The sequence below is a fragment of the Amycolatopsis sp. WGS_07 genome (assembly GCF_045278895.1).
GTDB lineage: Bacteria > Actinomycetota > Actinomycetes > Mycobacteriales > Pseudonocardiaceae > Amycolatopsis.
The window spans coordinates 4,842,243-4,866,295 of the sequence record NZ_CP136053.1; the positions used below are offsets into that span (position 1 = coordinate 4,842,243).

The window sequence follows — 24,053 nt, forward strand, 5'->3', positions numbered from 1 at the left end:
TTCAGGCTTTTCGCCGCCAGAACATCCTCGTGAGCGTCGCCGCAACGGCCGCCGCCGCAGGCTGCCGAGGCCGGTTCCTGGCTTCTGGCGCGGATTCCGGCATCACCCGGTACACGAGATGCGCCGCGAACCGCGCGAGGTCTGGCGTTGCCAGCGAGGCCAGCTCCGCGGCTCGGCCCTCGGGCAGGCTCAGGATCTGCGGCCGCCGTTCGATCGCCTTCACCACCAGCGCCGCGGCGCGTTCCGGGGAACTCGCGGGCAGCCCTCGGTACGAACCGGTCGGCGCGATCATGTCTGTGCGCACCAACGGCATCCGGACCGACGAGAACGTGACGCCGTCGGACAGCGTTTCGCGTCCGGCGGTCAGGCCGAACTCCTCGAGAGCCGCTTTTGAGGCCAGGTAAGCGGAAAACCGCGGGGTGTCGGTCTGCAGGCCCTGCGTGGTCACGTTCACGACGTGGCCGAACCGGCGTTCGGTCATCGACGGCAGCAGGCCGAGGATGAGCCGCACGGGGCCGAAGTAGTTGATGGCCATGGTGCGTTCGTAGTCGTGGAACCGTTCCGTCGACAGCTGCACGGAGCGTCGGATGGAGCGTCCTGCGTTGTTGACCAAGACGTCGACCGCACCGTGGTCGGCGAGGACCGCCTTTACGAGACCGTCGACTGCGTCGCCGTCTGTGAGGTCGCATGGGTACGTCGCTGCTTCGCCGCCTGCTGCGGTGATCTGGCTACGCACGTCTTCGAGTTCTTCGGCGCGGCGCGCGACGAGAAGCACCTTCGCGCCGCGACGCGCGAGAGCGAGCGCTGAAGCGCGGCCGATGCCAGACGACGCACCGGTAATCAGGACAACGCGTCCCTTGATCCCGGGGCGGCGAGCGTGGTCCGGGTCGAGATGCGCGCGCCAGTAGCGGTACAGCGGTTCGGCGTAGTCGCGAAGCTCGGCGAGGTGGACGCCGCTGCCGTACAGCTCCGAAGTGGTGCGCGCGGTGTCGAACTCCACCTCCATGTTCAGGTGGGGGAGTACTTCGAGCGGAATTCCCAGCTCGGTCAACACTGCTGCGCGCGTCGCACGTCCAGTCGGCAGGCGGTCTACCACGTTCGCGAGTCGGGACGCAGTGCTGCGAAGCAGGCCAGACGGCACCGTCGTGCGTACGCGAGGCGCTCCGGCAACGCGCGCGAAGGCGTTGTAGATCTCGTGCAGCTTCTGCGGTCGCGGCGAAGCGAGGTGATACGTGCTGCCCGAAGGCGCTTCGCGGTGCATGAGGTTTTCCATCGCGGCGACGACGTAGTCGACCGGGACGAGGTTGGTGGCCCCGAGATCGGGCGCGACGAGCGGAAGCTGCTTCGGCAGCGCAGCGAGCCGCGAGATCGCGGGCAGGAAGTAATACGGGCCGTCGATCTTGTCCATCTCGCCGGTGCGCGAATCGCCGACGACCGCCGAGGGCCGGTAGACGCGGAACGGCACGTCGGACTGTTCGCGGACCAGCTTCTCGGCCTCGAACTTCGTGGCGTGGTACGGAGAGCTGAAGGACTGGCCGAGGTCGAAGTCGGCCTCGGTGAAGCGTCCGGAATGGTCTCCGGCGACGGCGATGGACGAAACGTGGTGCACGAGCCCCGCGCCGGCGGCCGCGGCGAAGGCGAGCAGGTTCCGGGTGCCCTCGACGTTCGCCGCCCGGTTCGCCGCGTCGTCGGCGGTGAAGTCGTAGATCGCGCCGAGGTGGACGACGTGGTCGATGCCGTCGTAGCCGGCCGGGTCGAGGCCGAGCAGCGGTTCGGTGAGATCGCCGACGGCGGGGACCAGGCGGTCGGCGTTCGGCCAGTCCCGCGCGAGCGCGGCGAGGCGGTCGCGCGAGGTGTTGCGGACGAGCACGTGGACGGCGGTCGTGGTCCGCCGCGCGAGCAACCGGGCGACCAGGCGCTTCCCGAGGAAGCCCGTCGCGCCCGTGACGAAGTAGGTGGTCATGGCCGGCACCTTTCGGGGTCTGCGGGTGCCGACTCTACCTACTCATGAGTAGGAACGGTAGTTGTCAGTCGGTTCCGGTGCGCCGCGCCGACGTCGCGGTCGCCACCACGGCGTCGCGCAGGGCCGCGCGCAGCCGCCCGACCTCCAGCGGCCCGAGCACGGCCGCCTCTCCCGGCGGCGCGACCAGGACGACCTTGTCGTCGCTGCTCACGAACACCGTCACGTCCCGGCGCCTTCCCGCCAGGTCGCGGCAGCCGACCGTCCATTCGTTCCGCATCGCACTGTCGTCCCGCGCTGTCACGGCCCTCGCCCTCCGATCACGTAATGCCCGTGTCCTTCGTGCGGAGGTGTGACCCGGCCCTCCGAGGCGTCTTACGCCGGTTCACCCGAATTGCCTACTGGCCGGTTTTCCACGGGATGTGACCGGCCGGATACCGGAGTAGCGTCGGCCACCGCACGCCGCGGCCACTCGGGAGGACGGATGTCGGAACCTCGGAAGATCGTCGTCGTCGGATCCGGGCTGGCCGGCGCCACCGCGGCGGCGACCGTCCGGGAGCGGAGCTTCGACGGCGACGTCCTGCTGATCGGAGCCGACCCGCACCGGCCGTACGAGCTGCCGCCGCTGTCGAAGGCGGTCTTGCTTGGCAATGCCGACGAACCGGACTGGGTGCGCGAAGAGGGTTACTGGGCCGAGCGTGACATCCGGCTGCTCTCCGGCACCACCGCAACCCGGGTTGAGCTGGGTGCGCGTCTGGTGCTCGACGACGCTGGCGGTGAACACCGCTACGACCGTCTGGTCCTCGCGACCGGCTCGCGCCCGAGGACGCTGAAGGTGCCCGGCGGCGACCTGCCGGGCCTCTACACACTTCGCACCCTCGATGACGCACTGCGGCTGCGCGAAGCCTTCGAGGCGGCGAAGCGAGTACTGATCGTCGGCGCGGGCTGGATCGGCACCGAAGCCGCCGCTGCCGCGCGTACGCACGGTGCTGAGGTCACAGTGGTCGCTCCGGAGAAGCTGCCGCTCGCGAACGTCCTCGGCGACGAAGTAGCCGGTGCGTTCTACCGCCTCCACGAAGAACACGGCGTGCAGTGGCGTCTCGGCGAAGGCGTCGCAGCGATCACGGGAGACACAGCTGCGACCGGCATCCGGCTGTCGAGCGGCGAAGAGCTGTACGCCGACGTAGTGCTGATCGCGGTCGGCGCTGCTCCTCGCATTGAGTTGGCGCACGCTGCTGGCCTGGAGCTGGCAGACGACGGCGGCGTAGACGTCGATGCTGGTCTGCGTACAGCGGCACCGGACGTCTACGCGATCGGCGACATCGCTTCGCAGTTCCACCCGCGCTACGGCCGCCGCGTACGCGTCGAGCACTGGGCGACAGCGCGTACGCAGGGCGAGCACGTGGCGTCCAACCTCTTCGGTGCGAACGAGCCGTACTTGAACACCCCGTACTTCTTCTCCGACCAATACGACCCAGACCGCGGCGGGCCGGCGATCGGCTGCGAGTACCGCGGCCTGCCGGTCCTGGAGCGAGACCGCGTCGTGGTGCGCGGCGATCTCGCGGCTTACGACTTCACGGCGTTCTGGGTGACCCCGGACGGCGAGGTCTCGGCCGCGATGAACGTGAACCAGTGGGATGACGGGGACGCGCTGCAGAAGCTGGTGGACGAACGGATCACGGTCACCGACGACCAGCTGCGGAACGGGAATCTTGCCGGCTTGGGCTGACGGTGAGCGTCGCGAACGACAGCAGCGCGAGCACCCCGAACCCGGCCATCACGGCGGTCATCGGCACCGCCGTGCCCGGCCCGCCGAGCCCGACCAGCGGCGTCGCGATCCCGCCGATCGCGAACTGCAGCACGCCGAGCAGCGCGGACGCCGACCCCGCCGTGCGCGCGTGTGCGGCGAGGGCGAGCGAACTGGCGTTCGGGCCGATGATTCCGATGCAGGAAACCATGAGCAGCAACGGAATCAGCAACGCGGGCAAGGGCAGGCGCAGGACAGCTGCGGTCAGCGTGGCGAGGCCGGACAGCGTGGACACGGTCAGCCCGGCGCGCAGCAGCGTCCGTTCGCGGAACCGTCCGACGAGCCATCCGTTGAGCTGTCCGGCGAGCACGATGCCGACCCCGTTGAGCCCGAAGACGACGCTGTATTCCTGCGGGCTCAGGCGGTAAACGTCCTGCAGCGCGAACGACGAACCCGAGATGTACGCGAACAGTGCGGCGAAGTTCAGCCCTGATGTGAGCGCGTAGCCGAGGAACGTGCGGTCGGTGAGCAGCCGTCCGTACGTGCGAAGCACCCCGCCGAGTCGCGCGGAGTGCCGACGCTCGACCGGCAGTGGCTCCGGCAGCGCGAACGCGACCGCGCCGAGCAGCACCGCGCCGAACGCGGCGAGGATGACGAACACCCCGCGCCAGGAGGTGAACGTGAGCACCTGTCCGCCGATCACCGGGGCGAGGATCGGCGCGAGACCGTTGACGAGCAGCAGGAGCGAGAAGAACTTCGTCACCGCGGTGCCGGTGTAGAGGTCCCGGACGGCCGCGCGGGCGATCACGATCCCGGCCGCCGCGCCGAGCGCCTGAACGCTTCGCGCGGCGATCAGCACCTCGACTCCCGGGCTCGCCGCGGCGGCGACGGACCCGGCGACGTAGAGCACCAGCCCGGTCAGCAACGGCCGCCGCCGTCCGAGGGAATCCGACAGCGGCCCGGCGACGATCTGCCCGACCGCCAGCCCGACGACGAACGCGGTGAGCGTCAGCTGGACGGTGGTGTCGGAGGCCTGGAAATCGCCCGCCATCCGGGGGAGGGCGGGGAGGTACATGTCGATGGAGAGCGGGCCGAAGGCGGACAGCCCGCCGAGGATGAGGAGACGTCGGATCTTGCTCGCGTCGCCCGTTTCCCGCTCAGCGGTACTCACTTCGCCCTCTTCCCCGCCTCCGCGCGAAGCCCTAGCCTCAGCACCAGCCACTGCCCGCCGTCGCGGTCCCGCCGCATCTTCCGGTCCCCTTCCCGCTCGCACCGCATCGTCTTCATCATCCTGACCGGGCTTCGGTGCCGGGACGAGTGTCCGTTATGCGACTCACCACCCGGTGATCGGATCAATTTTCACGGGAAATCCGGGTTCCCTCTAGATCTGACTCCGCCAGATGCGCTATACATCGGATGTATCGCGAACAGAGAGGGGATCGTCCGTGCGGTTTGTGCGTCTCGGGGCAGCGGGGGCTGAGCGTCCGTTCGTCCGTGCCGGTGACGGCACCCTCCACGACCTCTCCGGGGTCACGCCGGACATCGACGGCGCGTTCCTCGCCGGCGACGGGCCGGCGAGGGCCGCGCGGGCGCTCGAAGCCGGGGAGCTGCCGGTCGCCGACGGGGCCGGGCTGCGGGTCGGCGCGCCGATCGCCGCGCCGGGCAAGATCGTCTGCATCGGCATGAACTACCGCCGCCACGCCGAGGAAACCGGCGCGGCCGTGCCGACCGAGCCGGTGCTGTTCATGAAGGCTCCCGACGTCATGGTCGGACCGTTCGACGAGGTGCTCGTCCCGCGCGGTTCCACGGCGACCGACTGGGAGGTCGAACTCGGCGTCGTCATCGGGAAAACCGCCCGCTACCTGGAAAGCGCGGACGAGGCGCTGGCGCACGTCGCCGGTTACGTCGTGTCCAACGACGTCTCCGAGCGCGATTTCCAGCTGAACCGCGGCGGCCAGTGGGACAAGGGAAAGAACTGCGAAACGTTCAACCCGCTCGGCCCCGAACTCGTGACCGCCGACGAAATCCCCGACCCGCAGGCGCTCGGCCTGCGCACCTGGGTCAACGGCGAGAAGGTGCAGGATTCGTCCACAAAGGACATGGTGTTCGGCGTCGCGGAGATCATCCATTACCTGAGCCAGTTCATGGTGCTGCGCCCCGGTGATCTGATCAATACCGGCACCCCGGAGGGCGTCGCGCTCGGACAGCCCGAGCCGAAGCCGTACCTGCGCGCGGGCGACGTCGTCGAATTGGAAATCGACGGCCTCGGCAAGCAGCGCCAGACCTTCGGGCAGGCCTGACATGGCGAAAATCGTGGCCATGGAGGTCCGCGACGTCCGGTTCCCGACGTCGCGCGACCTCGACGGTTCGGATGCGATGAACCCGGATCCGGACTATTCGGCGGCCTACGTCGAACTGCACACCGACGCCGGACCGGGCGGGTACGGCCTCGCGTTCACCATCGGCCGCGGCAACGACGTGCAGGCCGCCGCGATTCGCGCGCTCGCGCCGCACGTGGTCGGCCGGGACGTTCCCGAGGACGCGGAAGCGCTCGGCGCGCTGTCCCGGTCCTTGGTCGGCGACTCGCAGTTTCGGTGGCTGGGGCCGGAAAAAGGCGTGGCGCACATGGCAATCGGCGCGATCGTCAACGCCGCGTGGGACCTTGCCGCGCGGCGCGCCGGGCTGCCGCTGTGGAAGTTCGCGTCACGGATGACGCCAGAGGAGCTGGTGTCCCTTGTGGACTTCCGCTACCTCTCCGACGCGCTCACCGAAAAGGAAGCGCTCGACATTCTGCGCGCCGCCGAACCCGGTCGGGCGGAACGGATCGCCAAAATCGAGGCCGAGGGGTACCGCGCGTACAGCACTTCGGCGGGCTGGCTCGGCTATTCCGACGCGAAACTGGTGCGGCTGGCCGAACAGGCGGTGGCCGACGGGTTCGAAATGATCAAGCTGAAGGTCGGCGGGAATCTTGAGGACGACGTCCGGCGGATGAAGCTGGCCCGCGAAACTGTCGGCGCGGATATCCGGATCGCGGTCGACGCGAACCAGCGTTGGGATGTCGCGACGGCGGTGTCGTGGATGACCGCACTGGCACCTTTCGATCCATATTGGATTGAAGAGCCGACCTCGCCGGACGACGTGCTCGGCCACGCGGCGATCGCGAAGGCGCTCGCGCCGATCAAGGTCGCGACCGGTGAACACGTGCAGAACCGTGTGGTGTTCAAGCAATTGCTGCAGGCCAACGCGATCGACGTGTTGCAACTGGACGCCGCGCGCGTCGGCGGGGTGAACGAGAATCTCGCGATCCTGTTGTTGGCGGCCAAATTCGGCGTTCCGGTGTGTCCGCACGCCGGCGGCGTCGGGTTGTGCGAACTGGTGCGGCATCTGTCCATGTTCGACTTCGTGGCGGTGTCCGGTTCGGACGAGGACCGCACCATCGAATGGGTCGACCACCTGCACGACCACTTCACCGACCCGGCCGTCGTGCGCGACGGCCGCTACCTCGCTCCGACCTTGCCGGGCTTTTCCGCGCGCATGCACGACGCTACGCTGCGCCGGTTCAGCTTCCCGGACGGTCCTGAATGGACGGAGAACGCGCAGTGAGCGAATTCGACGGCCTGGTCGCCGCGGTCACCGGCGGCGCTTCCGGCATCGGCCTGGCCACCGCGCACCTGCTGGCCCAGCGCGGCGCGCGGGTGGCGGTGCTCGACCTCAAGACCGACGAGGTGCCCGAACCGCTGGCCGGGTTCCGCTGCGACGTGACGTCCGACGCCGAGGTCCGCGCCGCGGTCGACGCGGTGGCCGAGCGCTTCGGCCGGCTCGACATCCTGGTCAACAACGCGGGCATCGGCGCGCAGGGCGACGTCACCGCGAACGACGACGACGAGTGGCACCGCGCGTACGACGTGAACGTGGTCGGCATGGTGCGCACGGCCCGGGCTGCCTTGCCGCACTTGAAAAACTCGCCCGCGGCGGCGGTCGTGAACACCTGCTCGATCGCCGCCTGGGCCGGGCTGCCCGCGCGTGCGCTGTACTCGGCCACGAAGGGCGCGGTGCTGTCGCTGACCCTCGCGATGGCCACCGACCACCTGCCGGACCGGATCCGCGTCAACTGCGTGTGCCCCGGAACCGCGGACACCCCGTGGGTCGGCCGGCTGCTCGACACCGCCGCCGACCCGTCCGCCGAGCGGGAAGCGCTCGCCGCCCGCCAGCCGATGGGAAGGCTGGTGACCGCGGACGAGGTCGCGAACGCGATCGCGTACCTGGCCAGCCCGCTTTCCGCGTCGACTACCGGCACCGCGCTCGCGGTGGACGGCGGCATGTACGGCCTGCGCCCGCGCGGACCCGTACAGAACTGATCTGCTTAGCCAACAAGGCCTGTCATCAAGGAGGATGCGGTGCGTACGAAGGTGATCCGGCTGGCCGCCGCGGTGGCCGCCTGCGGTTTGGTGCTCGGTGCGTGCGGGTCCACTAAGGACAAACCGGCGGCCGCGGCGGGCGGCGGCACCGGCAAGGTCGGGGCGACTCTGCCGCTGCTGACCTCGCCGTTCTGGCAGGCCTACAACAAATACGTGCCGCAGATGGCGAAGGAGCAGGGCCTCGACGCACTGCCGACGGTGAACGCCGACAGCGACCCGGCGAAGCTCATCACGGACATCGGCACCCTGCTCAACCAGGGCATCAAGGGTCTCGTCGTCACGCCGCTCGACTCGGCCGCGGTCGTCGCCGGGCTGAAGCAGGCCGAGAACAAGGGCGTCCCGGTGGTCGCGGTGGACGTCGCGCCGGAGAGCGGCAAGGTCGCGATGGTGGTCCGCGCGGACAACAAGGCGTACGGAACCAAAGCGTGCGACGAAATCGGCAAGCGCGTGAAGAGCGGCAAGGTCGTGCAGGTGATGGGCGACCTCGCGTCGGTCAACGGCCGCGACCGGTCGGCGGCGTTCCGCGAGTGCATGAAGCAGAAGTACCCGGACGTAAAGGTGCTTGAGGTGGCCGCCGAATGGAAGGCGGACAAGGCATCGTCTGGTTTGGACAGTCTGCTCACCGCGAACCCGGACATCAAGGGCGTGTACATGCAGGCGGGCGGCGTCTACCTGGCGCCGACCGAGCAGGCGCTCAAGCGCAAGAACCTGTTCTTCCCGGTCGGCGACCCGAAGCACGTGGTGCTGGTGAGCAACGACGGCATCCCGCAGGAACTCACCGCGATCCGCAACGGCGAACTGGACGCGACCGTCTCGCAGCCCGCCGACGCCTACGCCAAGTACGGCATGTACTGGCTCAAGAAGGCGATGGCCGGCGAGAAGTTCAAGCCCGGCCCGACCGACCACGACTCCACGATCGTCGAGATCAGCCCCGGCATCCTGGAAGACCAGCTGCCCGCGCCGGTCGTGACCAAGGACAACGTGGACGACAAAGCGTTGTGGGGTAACAACCTGTGAGCGCGCCGGTAGTGCAGGCGGACGGCGTCGGGAAGCGGTACGGGCCGACCGTGGCGCTGCACGACGTCAGCCTCACCGTGCGTCCCGGCGAGTCGCACGCACTCGTCGGGCGCAACGGAGCGGGCAAGTCCACGCTGGTGTCCATCCTAACTGGACTGTCCGAAACGGACACCGGCAGTGTGTCCTTCGGCGGCGTCCCGGCTCCTTCGCTGTCCAAACAGGACGACTGGAAGGCGCGCGTGGCGTGTGTGTACCAGCACGCGATGGTGGTGCCGCAGCTGACGGTCGCGGAGAATCTGTTCCTGAACCGGCAGGCGCAGGGCGGATTCGCGATCGGCTGGAAGAAACTGCGCCGGCAGGCGCGGGAACTGCTGGACTCGTGGGACGTCCGGGTCGATGTGGACACTCCGGCGGGCGATCTGTCCGTTGAGGACCGTCAGTTCGTCGAGATCGCCCGCGCGCTGAGCTATGGCGCCCGGTTCATCGTGCTGGACGAACCGACCGCGCAGCTGGACAGCCAGGCCATCGAGCGGCTTTTCGAGCGCATGCGGCAGATGCAGGAGAACGGCGTCACGTTCCTGTTCATCTCGCATCACCTGCACGAGGTTTACGAGGTGTGCCAAGCGGTTACCGTTCTGCGCGACGCCCGGCACGTGCTCACCGCGCCCGTCGAAGAGGTCAGCCGCGCGGCCCTGGTCGACGCGATGACGGGGGAGCAGGGCGGCTTGGCCGTCCGCGACGCGGCTACCCGCGAGCCGCTGGCGGCGGATGCTGAAGAGGTGCTCACCGTCGACAACCTGTCCGGCGATGGCTTCCGCGACGTCTCGCTACGGGTGCATCGCGGCGAGGTCGTCGGACTCGCCGGCAGCAACGCGAGCGGCAAACACCAGGTCGCCGAGACGGTCTACGGCCTGCGCTCGGCTACCTCAGGAACTGTTGCAGTAGAAGGAAAACGACTCCAGTCGGGCGACATTCCCGCCGCCCTCCGCGCGGGCATCGGCTGTGTCCCCAGGGATCGGCACCACGAGGGTCTCGTCCTGGAACACTCCATTATGGACAACGCGACCCTGTCCGTGCTCGACCGGATGGGCCGCGGCGGCCTGGCGTCACCGAAGATCCGCCGCGAACGCGGATCGCGCGCGTTGACCGACTACGACATCGTGGCCGCCAGCCCGGACCAGCCGGTTTCGGATTTGTCGGGCGGAAACCAGCAAAAAGTCGTGCTAGCCAGGGCGCTGGAGAGCGACCCGCGCGTGGTGGTGCTGATCAACCCCACCGCGGGAGTGGACGTGAAGTCGAAGGAGGCCCTGCTCGCGGTCGTGGACCGGGTGCGGGCCGAGGGGAAGGCGGTGCTGCTCGTGAGCGACGAGCTGGACGACCTGCGCCTGGCCGACCGGGTGCTGGTGCTGCGCGCCGGCGCGGTCGCCGCCGTTCACCAGGCCGGCTGGTCCGACGGGGACCTGGTGGCGGATATCGAAGGAGTCGGGCTCCATGACTGACCTGATGAGCGACCCGCAGACGGCGCTGCCCGCGGTACGGGCGAAGCGCCGGAAGTCGGCGTGGCTGCGCGAGCTGGCGCTGCTGCCCGCGCTCGTGGTGGTGTTCGTGATCGGCGGCTTGATCAGCGACACGTTCTTCACCTTCGACAACATCATCAGCATCCTGTCCGCGGCGGCCGCGCTGTCGCTGGTCGTGCTCGGCGAATCGCTGGTGCTGCTGACCGGCAAGTTCGACCTGTCGCTGGAATCGACGATGGGCATCGCCCCCGCGATCGGCGCGATGCTGGTCATCCCCGCGGCGTCCTCGGGCTTCGGCACCGAATGGCCCGCGGCGCTCGGCCTGGTCGCGATCCCGGTGGTCGGCGCGCTGATCGGTTTCGTGAACGGCTTCCTGATCGTCAAGCTGAAGCTGAACGCGTTCATCGTGACCCTGGCGATGCTGACGGTCCTGCGCGGCACCCAGATCGGAACGACGAACGGCAAGACGCTGTTCGACCAGCTGGACGCGTTCACCGCCTTGGCGACAACAACGTTCGCCGGACTCCCAATGTCGGTGTGGCTCGCGGCGGTGCTTTTCGTGGTGTTCGGCCTAGGCCTGCGGTACCACCGAGTAGGCCGCTCGCTGTACGCGATCGGCGGCAACCGCGAAGCAGCCCGCGCGGCAGGCATCCGGGTCGACCGAATCTCGTGGGCGGTTTTCGTAGTGGCCGGAGTGTTGGCAGCGATCGGCGGCCTCGCATACACCGGCTACGTCGGCGCGCTGGGCGCGGACCAGGGCGACGGCCTGATCCTGCAGGTCTTCGCAGCCGCGGTAATCGGCGGTGTGTCACTCGATGGTGGCCGGGGAACGTTGGTCGGCGCGTTGACGGGTGTGCTGCTGTTGCAGTCGGTGGATAGTCTGCTGCGCATCGCCCAGGTCCCAGCGGAGTGGCTCAAGGCGATTTACGGCGGGATCATTTTGATCGCGTTGATCATCAGCCGGTATGCGGGCGGAAAGCCCCAGACCTGATCGGCGGAGGTCCGGTGATCATCCGACCTTCTCGGCTGTCTGGTTCGGTGGGCGGCCAGGCGGCCGGTCAGGCGGGTTCTGCCGGTCTGGCGGGTTCTCCGGTGGGCGGTCGGATGGCTGGCCCGACGGGTGACCGGATGGCTGGCTCGATGGGCGACGGGGTGGCTGGCCCGGTGGGCGACGGGGTGGCTGGCCCGATGGGCGGTCGGGTAGCTGGCGCGATGGGCGTCCGGCTGACTGACCTGGCGACCGGCCGGTCGGCTGAATCGGTGACCGCGATGACGGGTTCGCCGCGGACCCAGGCGGCTTGTCCTCTGGTCGGCCCGAGACCTGTCCCGACCGAAAGGCCAGCACCTAGCGCGGCGAAGGGACCCTTCACCGCGCTAGGACTGAGGCCGATGAAGGGACCCGTCACCCCGCCAGACGGCGAAAGAGACCCCGCCGCTTCAACCGGACCTGCGCGACGGGTCCCCTCGCTCTCGCCGGTTAGGCGCATGAGGGGTCCCGTCATGCTGCGGCCGCGAGAGTCCCCTTCGCTCGGCCTGGCCGTGCGTGATGGGTCCGTTCGCTCGTACTGTCATGGCGTGAATGGCCCGGTCACCTTTGCGGGGAAGGTGCGGAAGTCCCCTTCGTTCGGCCCGGCCGTGCACGATGGGTCCACTCGCTCCAGCCGTCACGGCGCGAAAAGCCCGGTCACTTCCGCCACGAACGCACGAAAGTCCCCTCCACCGCAGCCGAACCAGCGCGAAGGGTCCCTTCACCCCAATCCGCAAGGAATGAAGGGACCCTTCACCACAACAACCAGTTCGGGAACCACCACTGTCCACTCAGGAAGCGGCGGGCTCCACGTCATCGCCCGCTGCGGCGTCCTCGACCAGCGTGCTGCGCAGCCACTGCTCCACCCCGGCGACGTGCACCGTCGCCCAGGAGCGGGCCAGTTCCGGCTCGCGGGCGGCGATCGCGTCGTAGATCGCCGCGTGTTGTTCCCGGGTGCGGGCTACCGCGCCTTCCTGGGTGAGGCCGCGCCAGATGCGGGCTCGCGCTGTCGGGCCGGAAAGGCTTTCGAGCAGCGAGCACAGCACCGGGTTGCCCGAGCCGTCCGCGATTTTGCGGTGGAACTGCAGATCGTTGGCCACCAGTGCCTCGACGGTCGGCGATTCGTCCAGTTCGCCGAGCAGCGCGCCCAGTTCGGCGACGTCCTCGTCGCGCATGTGCAGCGCCGCCATCGCGGTGGCCGCGGGCTCCAGAATCCGCCGTACGGCAAGGAAATCGAGCACGGTGTCGTCGCGGTGGAAGTCGACGACGAAGGTCATCGCGTCGAGCAGCAGATTCGGCTCCAGGCTGGTGACGTACGTGCCGTCGCCCTGGCGCACGTCCAGCACCCGGATCAGGCACAGCGCCTTCACCGCTTCCCGCAGCGAACTGCGGGAAAGCCCCAGCCGCTGCGCCAGCTCGGCCTCCTTGGGGAGCCGGTCGCCCGGAGCCAGCTCGCCCGAAATGATCATGTCCTTGATCTTGTCGATCGCGACATCGGTGACGGGCATCGGGACCGCCCTCCCTGCAGAGACCTCGGATGTTTACCCCCTACAGCGTGCCACGACTCCCGTCTGGAGGAACGATGACCCACGGCCCGGCGCCGCAAACGGTCGCATTGCGCACCCGGCTCAAGCCCGGAATGGAGAAAACGTACGAGGAGGTGCACGCGGTGATCCCGCAAGACCTGGACGCCGCGTTGCGCCGCGCGGGCGTGCGGTCGTGGCGGATCTGGCGCGACGGGCTCGACCTGTTCCACTTCGTCGAGGTGGACGATTTCGAGCAGATGCGCGCGAAACTCGCCGACGACCCGGCCGACATCGCGTGGCAGAAGCGGATCAACGAACTGCTCGATCTCGATCATTCCGACGTCGCCCACGGTCTCGGGCTGGTCTGGCAACTCCCGGCGGAGGCGTGACCGTGGACCTTCCTCCGCTGGGACTCGGCGGCGCGCAACTGGGCAACCTGTACCACGCGGTGCCGGACGAAACCGCCGCGGCGAGCGTGCGGCGGGCGTGGGACGAGGGGATCCGCTACTTCGACACCGCGCCGCATTACGGGCTCGGGTTGTCGGAACGCCGGCTCGGGGCCGCGCTGGCGGCGTATCCGCGTGCCGAATACGTCCTGTCCACGAAAGTGGGACGCGTGCTGGAACCACGCGCAGCGGCACCAGGGGAGCGCGACAACGAGGGCTTCGACGTCCCCGGGACTTACCGGCGCCGTTGGGATTTCAGCCGCGACGGGGTGTTGCGTTCACTGGAATCAAGCTTGAAACGGCTCGGTCTCGACCGTATCGATCTGGTGTACGTGCATGATCCGGACGACCATTTCGAGGAAGCGGTTTCGGGCGCGTTCCCGGCGTTGCTGGAGTTGCGCGAGCAGGGCGTAGTCGGGGCGATCGGAGCCGGGATGAACCAGGCGCCGATGCTGGCGGAATTCGTGCGCAGGTTCGATCTCGATCATGTGCTGATGGCCGGTCGCTACACCCTGCTGAACCAGCCGGCATTGGACGAACTGCTGCCGCTGTGCGTCGAACGCGGGGTCGGCGTAGTGGCCGGCGGGGTGTTCAACGGCGGAATTCTCGCCGCTGAACAACCAGGCGCCATTTACGATTACGCGGCCGCTCCCGCGGATCTTGTCGAGAAGGCGCGCAAGATCGCGGAAATCTGTGCGCGACACGGTGTTTCGCTGCCGGAAGCCGCGCTCGCGTTGCCGCGCACGCACCCTGCGGTGGTGTCGGTAGTCGTCGGCGCGCACGACGCGGAGCAGGTGTCGCTGAACGTTCGCCGGGCGTCGGCGAAGATCCCGGCCGTACTGTGGGACGACCTCGCCGACGCCGGCCTCCTGCGCTCGGCCGCCCGCCCCGTCGTGTCCGGAGGGACGCAGTGATCGATTCGCACCACCACCTGTGGGATCCGGCGCGCCGCGAGTACCCGTGGATGTCCGGCGACGCACTGGCTCCGATCCGCAAGCCGTACACCGTCGACGATCTGCGCACGGTGACCACAGCGGCGGGCGTCCACGCCACGGTGCTGGTGCAGACCGTGTCGGACGAGGCGGAAACCGAGGAGTTCCTCGCTACGGCCGCGTCCGAGCCGTTGGTGGCCGGCGTGGTCGGCTGGGTCGACCTCGCCGCCCCGGACGTGTCCGACCGGCTGGCCCGGCTGCGCGAGCTGGGTCCGCTGGTCGGCATCCGGCACCAGGTCGAGGACGAACCGGACCCGGATTGGCTGCTGCGCCCCGAAGTCCTGCGCGGCCTGACCGCGGTCGGCACGGCCGGCCTGGTCTACGACCTGCTGGTGGCACCGGCACAGCTCGCGTCCGCCCGGCAGGTCGCCGAACGCTTGCCGGACTTGCGGCTGGTCCTCGACCACGCCGCGAAACCCGCCATCGCGGCCGGCGAATGGCAGCCGTGGGCGGACGGCGTGGCATCGCTGGCCGCGCACGGCAACGTGCACTGCAAGCTGTCCGGCTTGGTGACGGAAGCCGACTGGCGCGCATGGCAGGTGGGCCACTTGCGCCGCTACGCAGACCACGTTTTCGAGTCGTTCGGCGCGAACCGGGTCATGTTCGGCTCCGACTGGCCAGTGTGCGAACTAGCGGCAGCGTACGAAGTCGTGCTGGACGCGGCGGTCTCGCTGACCGGCGTGCTGAGCGACCCGGAACGGCTGGAGGTCTTCGAGCACACGGCGGCACGCGTTTATGAGTTGAGCTGAGAGATGCGGCGGCTCAATCCAGAGTGCCGCGCGGATCGGCGCGTGTCGAGCGGTTCGAGGGGCTAGGTCGGGGTTCAAGCCGTTCGGGTGACCAAAGAAGCTCAGAACTCCTGGCCCTGCACCATCTCGCGGAGCTTGGACAGCGCGCGATGCTGGGTGACGCGGACGTTGCCGGGCGAAATGCCGAGCGTTTCGGCCGTCTCGTTCGCGCTGAGGCCGACGACGATGCGCAGCGCCAGGATTTCCTGCTGCAGCGGGGCGAGGCGGGTGAGCAGCTCCTGCAGGCGGCTGCCGAGGTCGAGGCGCAGCGCGTGCGATTCCGGCTCGTTGCCGCCGGCGAGCGGGTGCTCGGGCAGTTCGGGAACCGGCTCGGAACGGTCGCGCGCGACGGCCCGGTAGGCGTCGGCGACCTTGTTGGCCGCGATCGCGTGCACGAGGTACAGGAACGAACCGCCGCGGTCCTGGTAGTCCGGAAGGGCCTTGAGGACGGCCATGCAGACGTCCTGCGCGACGTCGTCGGCGGCGAGGTAGGAAAGGTCGCGGCCGCCCATCCGTGCCCGGCAGTAGCGGGCGACGACGGGACGGAGCACGTGCAGCAGGTCGGCGATCGCGGCTTGATCGCCCTGTCCCGCGGCGCGTACGAGCGGATCGAGGTCTTCCTTGGTCAGGCGTCCGCCGGACCGGGGCAGCGTCGCAGGGCTCACGTAGCCCGCGACGTCGGAACCCGCGGTTCGGGACGTCTTCGACGGTGCTGTCATGGTCGTCTCCCCGGCAACCCTGTGACCGTCGCTGTCTCGGGGTCAACACTCTGTGATGTTGCGGTCGCAGGTACTCCTATCGAACGGGGGAGTACTGCGATCGTTGCGACGCTCCGTAACCTTAAGCGGCTGGAGGCCGACCGTCCACATTTCAACTACGAATACCCCGTTAGCAGCAGTGGTCTTGACACAAACGAGACCAGCCGACGCACAGTACGAATCCGGCCTCGCAGCATGTGCGGATGTCCGAATTGGTACGTCACGAAGAGTGATAGCCGGGTAGCGCAACAGAGAGTGGCCGTACTGCGGGTAGAACGGGTTCCACTACCGTTGGTGATCTTGCCGCGCGTCCTTGCGTCGCGTCCGGGCGAAAACCCACCAGCGCAGTACTGCGAACCGGACGACCCCGCCGACGAAACTGGCCGCGAGCAGCGCGGCGGTCTGCTGCCCCGCGGAGGGCTGCGCGACGACGGCGTCGAGGGTGGCGAGGACGACCGATCCGTAGCCCGCGTAGAAGGCGAAAGTGACGAGATCCTGGAAATGCCGCTTGCCGGCGCGGCTGCTCCGGTTGGCGAACGTGACGCGCCGGTGGAATTCGGTGTTGCCGACCGTCGTGATCGCGAGCGCGGCGAGATTCGCCCATTGCGCGCCTAATTCCGGGCGGAGGACCAGGAAGAGGACGGCCTGCAATCCGGTGGTGACGACCCCGGCGGCCAGGTACCACGCGGCATGACCCCCGATCTCGCGACGGCGAGCGGTGCGATCGGCGGCTCGGGTCGGCCGGTTGTCGGCGACACTCGCGGGTGTTGGGTGCGGGGTTGGGCGGGGCTGGGTGGGTTCGGCTTCTCCGGCGGCGCGGGCGTCGCCGAATACGCGCTGGCCTAACGCCGCGGCTTCTTCGGCTCGTTGGCGGTCGGTTGCGGGTTGTGGCAGTTGGCTGGTGTCGGTGGTTGACGGCAGTGGGGCCGAATCGGCTGTCGCCGATTCGTGGCGGGAGCCGTTCAGATTCGCCGCTGAGCGGCGACGAATGTGTTCGTTGCTGATCTCTGACCGCAACTCGGCGTCGTCGGCGCTCGCGTCGGCCACTCGGTCGAGGGCGGCGACCTCACCTCCGGAGCCCAGTGGAGCGCCCGCGTCGTCAGTTGCCGTTTCGAGGCGAATCGCGGTCGCGTTGGTCTTCGAGTGGCTAATGCTCTCGTCTTCGGACTCTGGCGGTCGCGGTCCAGCGTCGTTGGCCGCCGAGTGGCGACGGCCGTTCTGCCTGCGCCGGTCGGCATTCTCGGCCAGCGGGTCGCGGCGGGATCCCGGGGGCGTGGCCAGGTCGCCGTCAGCCGTGTGGTGATCCTCGAGCGCCGGGGAGGCGTGGCCCGAAGCCTGGTCGCGCGTGCGGAAGTCCGCGCTGGCGTCGCCGGGGGCGGCGTCCGGGCCGGTTGTGCGCCGGGGGCGGATTCCGATCCGGCCGCGCGGCATCCACCTTGTGGTGGTCATAGTCCTGACGCTAACTCCGCTTCGGCCGCTGATGCCCTGGTCGGGCCCAGGAACCCCTGTGATTCCGGCGACAGCCTTTCGGCCCGTTTCACCGGAGGCCGCCTCGGGTAGCTCACCACGAACGATCCGGAGTTTCGGGAGGTGCCCGTGAGCGATCCCGGTGACGACACTCTCCGCCAGAGTCAAGCACCCGGCATGGACAGCTCTCGCGTCGACCCGTTCTGCCCTCCTGAGCCCCGGTCCGCGGAGCGTCCCGGAGACAGTTATCCGGAGCAGCGGCCGGGGGAGCAGCCGGAGGTCCGGCCGCCGGTGTCCGGCGGGCCGGTCGCGAGTGTGCCGGACGAGGGATCGGCCGGCGACGCCGAACCGGAGCAGACCGGTTGGCCTGCGGAATCCAGCCACGGCGAACGGGTCGACCACGGGGGATGCACGGTCGCCGACGCGATCCGGTCGGCCATGGCCCGAAGATCCTGATCTCAAACGTATTTGTGACAGGTTCCACCCACGCGGCGACGGTCCGGCGCTCACACTGCGCGACCGTCGTGCCGCCTTTAGCGTGAAAAACCACCCTGCAACCGACCGTGCGCATCCGACTGCGACGAAGGGAAGGCCGAAAGATGCTGACCGTTACCGAAGCCGCCGCCGAGGCGATCACTGCGTTGACCGCCGAGCAAGGCGCTGGCTCCGAACAGAGCGGCCTGCGCTTCGCGCTGCAGAGCATGGAAGGCGACGGTGCCCAGCTGGCGCTGTCGGTAGCCCCGGCCCCGGAGGACGGCGACCGCATCGTCGGCGCCGACGGCGGGGCGAAGGTCTTCCTCGAGCCGCAGGCCGCGGCATTGCTCGACGACAAGGTCTTGGACGTCCAGCAGGACGACACCGGCGACGTCGCCTTTGCCGTTCTGCCGCAACAGCAGTCCGCCTAAGGGCTGTGCGAACGCTCGGCCACGGGGTTCGCGCGGCGGTGCTCGTCCGCTGATCCCGTGTGCCGTTCGCCGGTGCCCTCGGATGTTTCCGAACGTCTGGGCTTCGGCGAGGTGAACCATGGCCGATTCCTGAACGGCGACGTTGCGTCCTCGACGCGGTGTCGTCCGGACGGCGGGGTGGCTGTGCGGAAGCGCTCCCGAGGTTGATCGCGGGAGCGCTTCGCTATGAGGTGCGCAGCCAGTCCCGGACCAGGACCGCGGCACGCTCGCGCAGCAGTTCCGCGGCGTGGGCTCGGGCGTAGTCCAGCGACGGCGCATGGTCGATCAGCGCGCTGCTGCCCACGACTCCCAGCCCGGCCAGCGCGTCCGCGTCCAGCTGGATCCGCCCGGCGAGCACCAGCAACGGGATGCCCGTCCGCCCGGCGCGAGCCGCGATGCCTGCCGGGGCCTTGCCGGACAGCGACTGCTCGTCCAGCGAGCCCTCGCCGGTGATCACCAGGTCCGCGCCGGTCAGCGCGGTGTCGACGCCGGTCAGCGCGGCGATCAGGTCGAAGCCTGATTCGACCGTCGCGCCGAGCCCGGCGATCGCTCCGGCCGCGACTCCTCCGCCTGCCCCGGCCCCGGGGAGGTCGGAGACATCCGGCGCGCCAGCCTGCCCCAGCGCCTTCGCCCAGTGCGCCAGTGCTTCGTCCAGCGCCTGGACGTCGTCTGGCCCCGCGCCTTTCTGCGGACCGAACACCGCCGCCGCACCGTTCGCGCCGAGCAGCGGATTCGTCACGTCCGTGGCGACCGCGACCGGCACCGCGCCCAGTCGTTCCCGCGCTGGACCCAGGTCGACGCGCGCGACCCGCGCCAGCGACCCGCCGCCGAGCCCGACCGGTGCGCCGGACGCGTCGACAACGCCAGCACCCATCGCGGCCAGCATTCCGGCACCGCCGTCGGTGCTCGCGGTGCCGCCGACAGTCAGCACGAGCCGCCGTGCTCCGCGGGCGAGGGCGTCGTTCAGCAACTCGCCGACGCCCCACGTGTGCGCGGCCAGCGCGACCTCCCGGCTCGGCGTCACGAACTCGATCCCGCACGCTCGCGCCGACTCGACGTAGGCCGCGCCGTCGAGCAGCACGTACCGCGCCTCGACCGGTTCGTCGAGCGGACCGCGCACCGACAAGCGCACCACCGAGCCGCCCGCGTTCTCGAGCACCTCCAGCGTCCCTTCGCCGCCGTCGGCGACCGGGCACGCGGAGATCTCGGCGTCCGGCAAGGCATCGCGCACGCCTTGCGCGATCGCGTCCGTCACCTCGACTGCGGTCAGGCTTCCTTTGAACTTGTCCGGTGCGATCACGACCTTGGTCACTGACTCACCTCCGTCAGCGGCTCGGCGCCAGCGAGCACCGAGACGACGTTGCGCGCGGCCAGCACCGCCATCGCCGTCCGCGTTTCCACCGTCGCCGACCCGAGGTGCGGCGTCAGCACGACGTCGTCACGGTCCAGCAACCGCGGCTCGACGTCCGGCTCCTTTTCGAACACGTCCAGCGCCGCGCCCGCGATCTCGCCGGCTTCGAGCGCGTCAGCCAGCGCCGACTCGTCGACCACCGGACCGCGCGTGGTGTTCACCAGGTACGCAGTCGGTTTCATCGCCCGCAACGCATCCGCGTCGACGAGGTGCCGTGTCTCGGGAGTCAGCGGACAGTGCAGCGACACGAAGTCGGAACGCCGCAGCAGTTCGTCGAAGGCCACGAACTCGCCGTCGAAGTCCGGTTTCGCCGACCGTCCGGAGTAGACGATCCGCATCCCGAACGCCGCCGCCCGCTTCGCCACCGCGCGGCCGATCTGCCCGAGCCCGACGATGCCGAGCGTCTTGCCCTGCAGCCCGGACCCGAGCAGAAAGCCGAGGTGGAAGGACCACGCTTGCTGCGCGCGCAGCAAGCGTTCGCCTTCGCCGAGCCGCCGCGTTACGGCCAGCAGCAGTCCGAACGCGAGGTCCGCGGTGGCGTCGGTGAGCACGCCTGGCGTGTTGGTGACTACGACCCCGCGTTCGGCCAGTGCACTGACCTCCACGTTGTCGTAGCCCACCGCCACGTTCGCGACGACCTTTAGCTGCGGACCCGCCGCGTCCGCGACTGAGCCGTCGATCCGGTCGTGCAGCATCGACACCACCGCGTCCGAGCCGGCTACGAACTTCCGCAGTTCCTCGGGCGTGAGCGGCCGGTCCTCCCGCGAGATCTCGACTTCGCCTGCTTCGCCGAGCACCTGCACGGCCTCGTCCGGGATCCAGCGGGTGACAGCGATCTTCGGCATGCCGAGCAGCCTAATGCCGACTGTGCCGCCCGAGCGAGGTTCGCGGCGCGCTCACCGCCGGACACCCGCCTGAGCTGCGACGGAGCGTCCAACCGCGACAGAACGCCGCCGACGCGGACAGTGCCCGAAATTCCGCATTGCGGTACCACGCAACGAAATTCCGGTCTGCCGCCGACCGCGCCGCTCTGTGCCGGCCGCGAAACCCGTTCGCCGACTCCCAGCGCACCGTGTTGTCCTATCGCCTCACCTCCTTTCTCCCTTTCTTCGTGGCTCGCGAACCTTCGCCTTGTTCTGTGCCGTCTGTCCGGACGTCCGTCCCACCGTTCAGGTACTCGCCGAGGGCGGCCGGGTCATGCTATGTTCTCATTCAGAACTTCTGTGCGCTATGCGAACACGCTAGCACGGAATGACCGAAGCAGGAAGATCCAGACGGAAGGGCTCGTGATGGCAAGGGTGCTGTCGCTCGGCGAGGCGGTCGCCGAGCTGGTGCACGACGGGGACACCGTCGCTCTCGAGGGCTTCACGCACCTCATCCCGGTAGCGGCCGGGCACGAGATCATCCGTCAGGGCAGGCGGAATCTCACGCTCGTGCGGATGACGCCGGACATCGTCTACGACCAGCTCATCGGCGCGGGCTGTGCGAGCAAGCTGATCTTCTCGTGGGGCGGCAACCCCGGGGTCGGCTCGCTGCACCGGTTCCGCGACGCCGTGCAGCATGCGTGGCCGGCGCCGCTGGAGATCGAGGAGCACAGCCACGCGGGCATGGCGAACCGTTATGTCGCAGGCGCTTCCGGGCTTCCGTTCGCCGTGTTGCGCGGTTACACGGGCACCGATCTGCCCGCGCAGACGGACACGATCAAGCCGATCACCTGCCCGTTCACCGGCGAACAGCTCACCGCGGTGCCCGCGCTGAACCCGGACGTCACGATCGTGCACGCGCAGCGCGCCGACCGGGCGGGCAACGTTCAGCTGTGGGGCATCGCCGGCGTGCAGAAGGAAGCGGTGCTCGCGGCGAAGCGTTCGCTGGTCACCGTGGAAGAGGTCGTCGACGAACTGGAGCCCCGGCCGGGCGCGCTGGTCCTTCCCTCGTGGGCGGTCACCGCGGTGGCCGAGGTGCCGCGTGGCGCGGCGCCCTCGTATGCCGCTGGGTACTACGAACGGGACAACGCGGCGTACCAGGCGTGGGACGAGATCGGACGGGACCGCGAGGAATTCGGCAAGTGGCTGAACGACCTGACCGGGGTGAAGGCATGAGCGAGTACACCGCCGACGAGATGATGAGCATCGCCGCGGCCCGCGCGCTCGGCGAGGGCATGTCGTGCTTCGTCGGGATCGGATTGCCCAGCACGGCGGCAAACCTGGCTCGTCGCACGCACGCCCCGAACCTCACGCTGATCTACGAATCGGGTTGTCTCGGCGCGAAACCCGGCAGGCTGCCGCTGTCGATCGGCGACGGCGAACTGGCCGACACCGCCGACGCGGTGGTCAGCGTGCCCGAGGTGTTCAACTACTGGCTGCAGCCCGGCCGGATCGACGTCGGATTCCTCGGCGCGGCGCAGCTGGACAAGTTCGGCAACATCAACACCACGGTGATCGGCTCGGACTATCACGACCCGAAGGTGCGCCTGCCCGGCGCGGGCGGCGCGCCGGAGATCGCCGCGTCGTGCAAGGAAGTGTTCGTCGTGCTGCGGCAGAGCAAGCGGACGTTCGTGGACAAGGTCGATTTCGTGACGTCGTTCGGCCACGGCACCGGCCGGGGAGACCGCGAACGGCTCGGCCTGCGCGGCGCTGGGCCCACGCTCGTGGTCACCGACCTCGGCCTGATGCGGCCCGATCCGGAAACGGCGGAACTCACGCTCACCGAACTGCACCCCGGGGTCGAGCTGGAACAAGCCGTGGCGGCGACCGGGTGGACACTGAAGACGGCCGCGGACCTCAAGACCACCCCCGCGCCCACTGAACGCGAACTGACCCTGCTCCGTGAACTGAAGAAGGCCGGCGAATGAGCGACGCTTACGTACTCGACGCGATCCGCACTCCCTTCGGGCGCTACGGCGGCGCCCTGTCCGGGGTGCGCCCTGACGACCTGGCCGCGGGCGTGCTGCGCGCGCTGGCCGAGCGCAACGGGCTCGATCCGTCCACAGTGGACGAGGTGGTGCTCGGCGACGCCAACGGGGCGGGCGAGGACAACCGCAACGTGGCGCGGATGGCCGCGCTGCTCGCGGGCTGGCCGACGTCGGTGCCCGGCGCGACGGTGAACCGGCTGTGCGGATCCGGCGTCGAGGCCGCCATGCAGGCGAGCCGGGCGATCCAGGTCGGCGACGCGTCGCTGGTGGTCGCGGGCGGGGTCGAATCGATGAGCCGCTCGCCGCTGGTGATGCCGAAGCCGGACAAGGCTTTCCCCGCAGGCAACCAGACGTTGTACAACACCGCGCTCGGCTGGCGGATGGTCAACCCGGCGATGCCGTCGCAGTGGACCGTTTCCCTTGGCGAGTCCACCGAACTGCTCGCCGAACGCTACGGGATCAGCCGGGACGAGCAGGACGCATTCGCCGCGCGCAGTCACGCGAACGCTGCCCGGGCGTGGGACGAGGGCTTCTACGACGACCATGTGGTGCCGGTCGAGGGCGTCGACCTGACCCGGGACGAGGGCATCCGGGCGGATTCCACGCCCGAGAAGCTCGCGAAGCTGAAAACGGTGTTCCGCAAGGAAAACGGCACTGTCACGGCGGGCAATGCTTCGCCGTTGAACGACGGTGCTTCGGCGTTGCTGCTGGGCGACGCGGCCGCGGCTGAGCGGCTCGGCAAGACGCCTCTGGCGAGGCTCGCGGGCCGCGGCGCTGCGGGGGTCGATCCGGATGTGTTCGGCATCGGTCCGGTGCGTGCCGCGGAGATCGCGCTCGAACGGGCGGGCATCGGCTGGGGCGACCTGGCCGCGGTGGAACTCAACGAGGCGTTCGCGGCGCAGTCGCTGGCTTGCCTGAAAGAGTGGCCGAAGCTCGATCCGGAGATCGTCAACGTCAACGGCGGGGCCATCGCGATCGGGCATCCGCTTGGCGCGTCCGGCGGGCGGATCATCGGCACGCTGGCGCATCAGCTCCGCCACACCGGCGGCCGCTGGGGCCTCGCGGCGATCTGCATCGGCGTCGGCCAAGGGCTCGCTGTCGTGCTCGAGAATCGCTGAGAAAGG

General features: G+C 69.3%; 24 protein-coding genes. 15 read left to right on the forward strand and 9 right to left on the reverse strand.

All coding sequences use genetic code 11. The annotated features are described in order from the left end of the window. Position 1: 1 nt before the first annotated feature. Positions 2–1,963 carry an SDR family oxidoreductase gene (locus RPX00_RS22900; protein ID WP_406642295.1) on the reverse strand — a complete coding sequence of 654 codons (1,962 nt, stop codon included), beginning with the start codon at positions 1,961–1,963 and terminating at the stop codon, positions 2–4. Between the two features lie 64 nt (positions 1,964–2,027). After that, positions 2,028–2,240 (reverse strand): hypothetical protein, encoded by a 213-nt coding sequence (locus RPX00_RS22905; RefSeq protein ID WP_101440722.1) that lies wholly within the window; start codon positions 2,238–2,240, stop codon positions 2,028–2,030. A gap of 204 nt (positions 2,241–2,444) precedes the next feature. Between RPX00_RS22905 and RPX00_RS22910 the strand changes: the two genes are divergently transcribed. Continuing rightward, positions 2,445–3,689, forward strand: a complete 1,245-nt coding sequence (locus RPX00_RS22910; protein ID WP_406642297.1) for an NAD(P)/FAD-dependent oxidoreductase — start codon at positions 2,445–2,447, stop codon at positions 3,687–3,689. On the opposite strand, the gene RPX00_RS22915 is transcribed toward RPX00_RS22910, so the two are convergent. Beyond that, positions 3,643–4,878 (reverse strand): Bcr/CflA family multidrug efflux MFS transporter, encoded by a 1,236-nt coding sequence (locus RPX00_RS22915; RefSeq protein ID WP_406642298.1) that lies wholly within the window; start codon positions 4,876–4,878, stop codon positions 3,643–3,645. The two genes, RPX00_RS22910 and RPX00_RS22915, sit on opposite strands and share 47 nt — an antisense overlap. A gap of 274 nt (positions 4,879–5,152) precedes the next feature. Here RPX00_RS22915 and RPX00_RS22920 point away from each other — a divergent pair, with 274 nt between their 5' ends. The 3 genes from RPX00_RS22920 to RPX00_RS22930 are packed head-to-tail and all read left to right on the forward strand — an operon-like array spanning position 5,153 to position 8,065. Beyond that, a complete protein-coding gene (locus tag RPX00_RS22920) occupies positions 5,153–6,007 on the forward strand; it encodes a fumarylacetoacetate hydrolase family protein (protein WP_406642299.1) in 855 nt (284 codons plus the stop codon). A 1-nt stretch (position 6,008) separates the two neighbouring features. Then, positions 6,009–7,310, forward strand: coding sequence for an enolase C-terminal domain-like protein (locus RPX00_RS22925; RefSeq protein ID WP_406642301.1), 1,302 nt, complete (start codon positions 6,009–6,011; stop codon positions 7,308–7,310). Then, on the forward strand, positions 7,307–8,065 hold the full coding sequence (locus RPX00_RS22930; RefSeq protein WP_406642304.1) for an SDR family NAD(P)-dependent oxidoreductase: 759 nt from the start codon (positions 7,307–7,309) through the stop codon (positions 8,063–8,065). The genes RPX00_RS22925 and RPX00_RS22930 overlap by 4 nt, the downstream gene beginning before the upstream one ends. A 5-nt stretch (positions 8,066–8,070) precedes the next feature. Here RPX00_RS22930 and RPX00_RS22935 read toward each other — a convergent pair whose 3' ends face one another. Beyond that, positions 8,071–8,214 (reverse strand): hypothetical protein, encoded by a 144-nt coding sequence (locus RPX00_RS22935; protein ID WP_406642306.1) that lies wholly within the window; start codon positions 8,212–8,214, stop codon positions 8,071–8,073. Between RPX00_RS22935 and RPX00_RS22940 the strand changes: the two genes are divergently transcribed. From RPX00_RS22940 to RPX00_RS22950, 3 genes are read left to right on the forward strand one after another with little or no spacing between them, the layout of a single operon-like run. Next, a complete protein-coding gene (locus RPX00_RS22940; RefSeq protein WP_378306078.1) occupies positions 8,153–9,142 on the forward strand; it encodes a sugar ABC transporter substrate-binding protein in 990 nt (329 codons plus the stop codon). The two genes, RPX00_RS22935 and RPX00_RS22940, sit on opposite strands and share 62 nt — an antisense overlap. Further along, a complete protein-coding gene (locus RPX00_RS22945) occupies positions 9,139–10,641 on the forward strand; it encodes a sugar ABC transporter ATP-binding protein (RefSeq protein WP_406642308.1) in 1,503 nt (500 codons plus the stop codon). Before RPX00_RS22940 ends, RPX00_RS22945 begins: the two co-directional genes overlap by 4 nt. Continuing rightward, positions 10,634–11,650, forward strand: a complete 1,017-nt coding sequence (locus RPX00_RS22950; protein WP_406642310.1) for an ABC transporter permease — start codon at positions 10,634–10,636, stop codon at positions 11,648–11,650. The genes RPX00_RS22945 and RPX00_RS22950 overlap by 8 nt, the downstream gene beginning before the upstream one ends. Positions 11,651–12,477: 827 nt before the next feature. Here the strand turns inward: RPX00_RS22950 and RPX00_RS22955 are convergent. Then, a complete protein-coding gene (locus RPX00_RS22955; RefSeq protein WP_406642312.1) occupies positions 12,478–13,194 on the reverse strand; it encodes a FadR/GntR family transcriptional regulator in 717 nt (238 codons plus the stop codon). Between the two features lie 74 nt (positions 13,195–13,268). Here RPX00_RS22955 and RPX00_RS22960 point away from each other — a divergent pair, with 74 nt between their 5' ends. Genes RPX00_RS22960 through RPX00_RS22970 form a run of 3 tightly spaced genes read left to right on the forward strand, consistent with a single transcriptional unit; the run spans position 13,269 to position 15,399 of the window. After that, positions 13,269–13,601, forward strand: coding sequence for an L-rhamnose mutarotase (locus tag RPX00_RS22960; RefSeq protein WP_406642314.1), 333 nt, complete (start codon positions 13,269–13,271; stop codon positions 13,599–13,601). After that, a complete protein-coding gene (locus RPX00_RS22965) occupies positions 13,598–14,572 on the forward strand; it encodes an aldo/keto reductase (RefSeq protein WP_406642316.1) in 975 nt (324 codons plus the stop codon). Before RPX00_RS22960 ends, RPX00_RS22965 begins: the two co-directional genes overlap by 4 nt. Beyond that, on the forward strand, positions 14,569–15,399 hold the full coding sequence (locus RPX00_RS22970; protein ID WP_406642317.1) for an amidohydrolase family protein: 831 nt from the start codon (positions 14,569–14,571) through the stop codon (positions 15,397–15,399). Before RPX00_RS22965 ends, RPX00_RS22970 begins: the two co-directional genes overlap by 4 nt. A 101-nt stretch (positions 15,400–15,500) precedes the next feature. On the opposite strand, the gene shbA is transcribed toward RPX00_RS22970, so the two are convergent. Further along, positions 15,501–16,157 (reverse strand): RNA polymerase sigma factor ShbA, encoded by a 657-nt coding sequence (shbA, locus tag RPX00_RS22975; protein WP_406642319.1) that lies wholly within the window; start codon positions 16,155–16,157, stop codon positions 15,501–15,503. A gap of 324 nt (positions 16,158–16,481) precedes the next feature. After that, positions 16,482–16,898 (reverse strand): GtrA family protein, encoded by a 417-nt coding sequence (locus tag RPX00_RS22980; protein WP_406643050.1) that lies wholly within the window; start codon positions 16,896–16,898, stop codon positions 16,482–16,484. A gap of 894 nt (positions 16,899–17,792) precedes the next feature. Between RPX00_RS22980 and RPX00_RS22985 the strand changes: the two genes are divergently transcribed. Continuing rightward, the gene (locus tag RPX00_RS22985) at positions 17,793–18,119 is read left to right on the forward strand and encodes a hypothetical protein (protein WP_406642321.1); all 327 of its coding nucleotides are present in this window, start codon (positions 17,793–17,795) and stop codon (positions 18,117–18,119) included. A gap of 143 nt (positions 18,120–18,262) precedes the next feature. After that, on the forward strand, positions 18,263–18,568 hold the full coding sequence (locus RPX00_RS22990) for an iron-sulfur cluster biosynthesis protein (RefSeq protein WP_406642323.1): 306 nt from the start codon (positions 18,263–18,265) through the stop codon (positions 18,566–18,568). Between the two features lie 223 nt (positions 18,569–18,791). Here RPX00_RS22990 and RPX00_RS22995 read toward each other — a convergent pair whose 3' ends face one another. Next, positions 18,792–19,919 (reverse strand): glycerate kinase, encoded by a 1,128-nt coding sequence (locus RPX00_RS22995; RefSeq protein ID WP_406642325.1) that lies wholly within the window; start codon positions 19,917–19,919, stop codon positions 18,792–18,794. Continuing rightward, positions 19,916–20,863 carry a 2-hydroxyacid dehydrogenase gene (locus RPX00_RS23000; protein WP_406642326.1) on the reverse strand — a complete coding sequence of 316 codons (948 nt, stop codon included), beginning with the start codon at positions 20,861–20,863 and terminating at the stop codon, positions 19,916–19,918. Before RPX00_RS23000 ends, RPX00_RS22995 begins: the two co-directional genes overlap by 4 nt. A gap of 444 nt (positions 20,864–21,307) precedes the next feature. On the opposite strand from RPX00_RS23000, the gene RPX00_RS23005 reads away from it, so the two are divergent. From RPX00_RS23005 to RPX00_RS23015, 3 genes are read left to right on the forward strand one after another with little or no spacing between them, the layout of a single operon-like run. Next, positions 21,308–22,117 (forward strand): CoA transferase subunit A, encoded by an 810-nt coding sequence (locus RPX00_RS23005; RefSeq protein ID WP_406642328.1) that lies wholly within the window; start codon positions 21,308–21,310, stop codon positions 22,115–22,117. After that, positions 22,114–22,869 carry a CoA-transferase subunit beta gene (locus RPX00_RS23010; RefSeq protein ID WP_378306101.1) on the forward strand — a complete coding sequence of 252 codons (756 nt, stop codon included), beginning with the start codon at positions 22,114–22,116 and terminating at the stop codon, positions 22,867–22,869. The genes RPX00_RS23005 and RPX00_RS23010 overlap by 4 nt, the downstream gene beginning before the upstream one ends. After that, complete coding sequence (locus RPX00_RS23015; protein WP_406642329.1) at positions 22,866–24,047, forward strand: thiolase family protein; 1,182 nt, start codon at positions 22,866–22,868, stop codon at positions 24,045–24,047. The genes RPX00_RS23010 and RPX00_RS23015 overlap by 4 nt, the downstream gene beginning before the upstream one ends. The last annotated feature ends 6 nt before the right edge of the window (positions 24,048–24,053 follow it).

Excerpts from the sequence above, each read along its gene's own strand:
- RPX00_RS23010 (WP_378306101.1), top strand. The coding sequence starts at position 22,114 with ATGAGCGAGTACACCGCCGACGAGATGATGAGCATCGCCGCGGCCCGC.
- shbA (WP_406642319.1), bottom strand. The coding sequence starts at position 16,157 with ATGACAGCACCGTCGAAGACGTCCCGAACCGCGGGTTCCGACGTCGCG.
- RPX00_RS22960 (WP_406642314.1), top strand. The coding sequence starts at position 13,269 with ATGACCCACGGCCCGGCGCCGCAAACGGTCGCATTGCGCACCCGGCTC.
- RPX00_RS22900 (WP_406642295.1), bottom strand. The coding sequence starts at position 1,963 with ATGACCACCTACTTCGTCACGGGCGCGACGGGCTTCCTCGGGAAGCGC.
- RPX00_RS22955 (WP_406642312.1), bottom strand. The coding sequence starts at position 13,194 with ATGCCCGTCACCGATGTCGCGATCGACAAGATCAAGGACATGATCATT.
- RPX00_RS22950 (WP_406642310.1), top strand. The coding sequence starts at position 10,634 with ATGACTGACCTGATGAGCGACCCGCAGACGGCGCTGCCCGCGGTACGG.
- RPX00_RS23005 (WP_406642328.1), top strand. The coding sequence starts at position 21,308 with ATGGCAAGGGTGCTGTCGCTCGGCGAGGCGGTCGCCGAGCTGGTGCAC.
- RPX00_RS22925 (WP_406642301.1), top strand. The coding sequence starts at position 6,009 with ATGGCGAAAATCGTGGCCATGGAGGTCCGCGACGTCCGGTTCCCGACG.
- RPX00_RS22905 (WP_101440722.1), bottom strand. The coding sequence starts at position 2,240 with ATGCGGAACGAATGGACGGTCGGCTGCCGCGACCTGGCGGGAAGGCGC.
- RPX00_RS22990 (WP_406642323.1), top strand. The coding sequence starts at position 18,263 with ATGCTGACCGTTACCGAAGCCGCCGCCGAGGCGATCACTGCGTTGACC.
- RPX00_RS22910 (WP_406642297.1), top strand. The coding sequence starts at position 2,445 with ATGTCGGAACCTCGGAAGATCGTCGTCGTCGGATCCGGGCTGGCCGGC.
- RPX00_RS23000 (WP_406642326.1), bottom strand. The coding sequence starts at position 20,863 with ATGCCGAAGATCGCTGTCACCCGCTGGATCCCGGACGAGGCCGTGCAG.
- RPX00_RS23015 (WP_406642329.1), top strand. The coding sequence starts at position 22,866 with ATGAGCGACGCTTACGTACTCGACGCGATCCGCACTCCCTTCGGGCGC.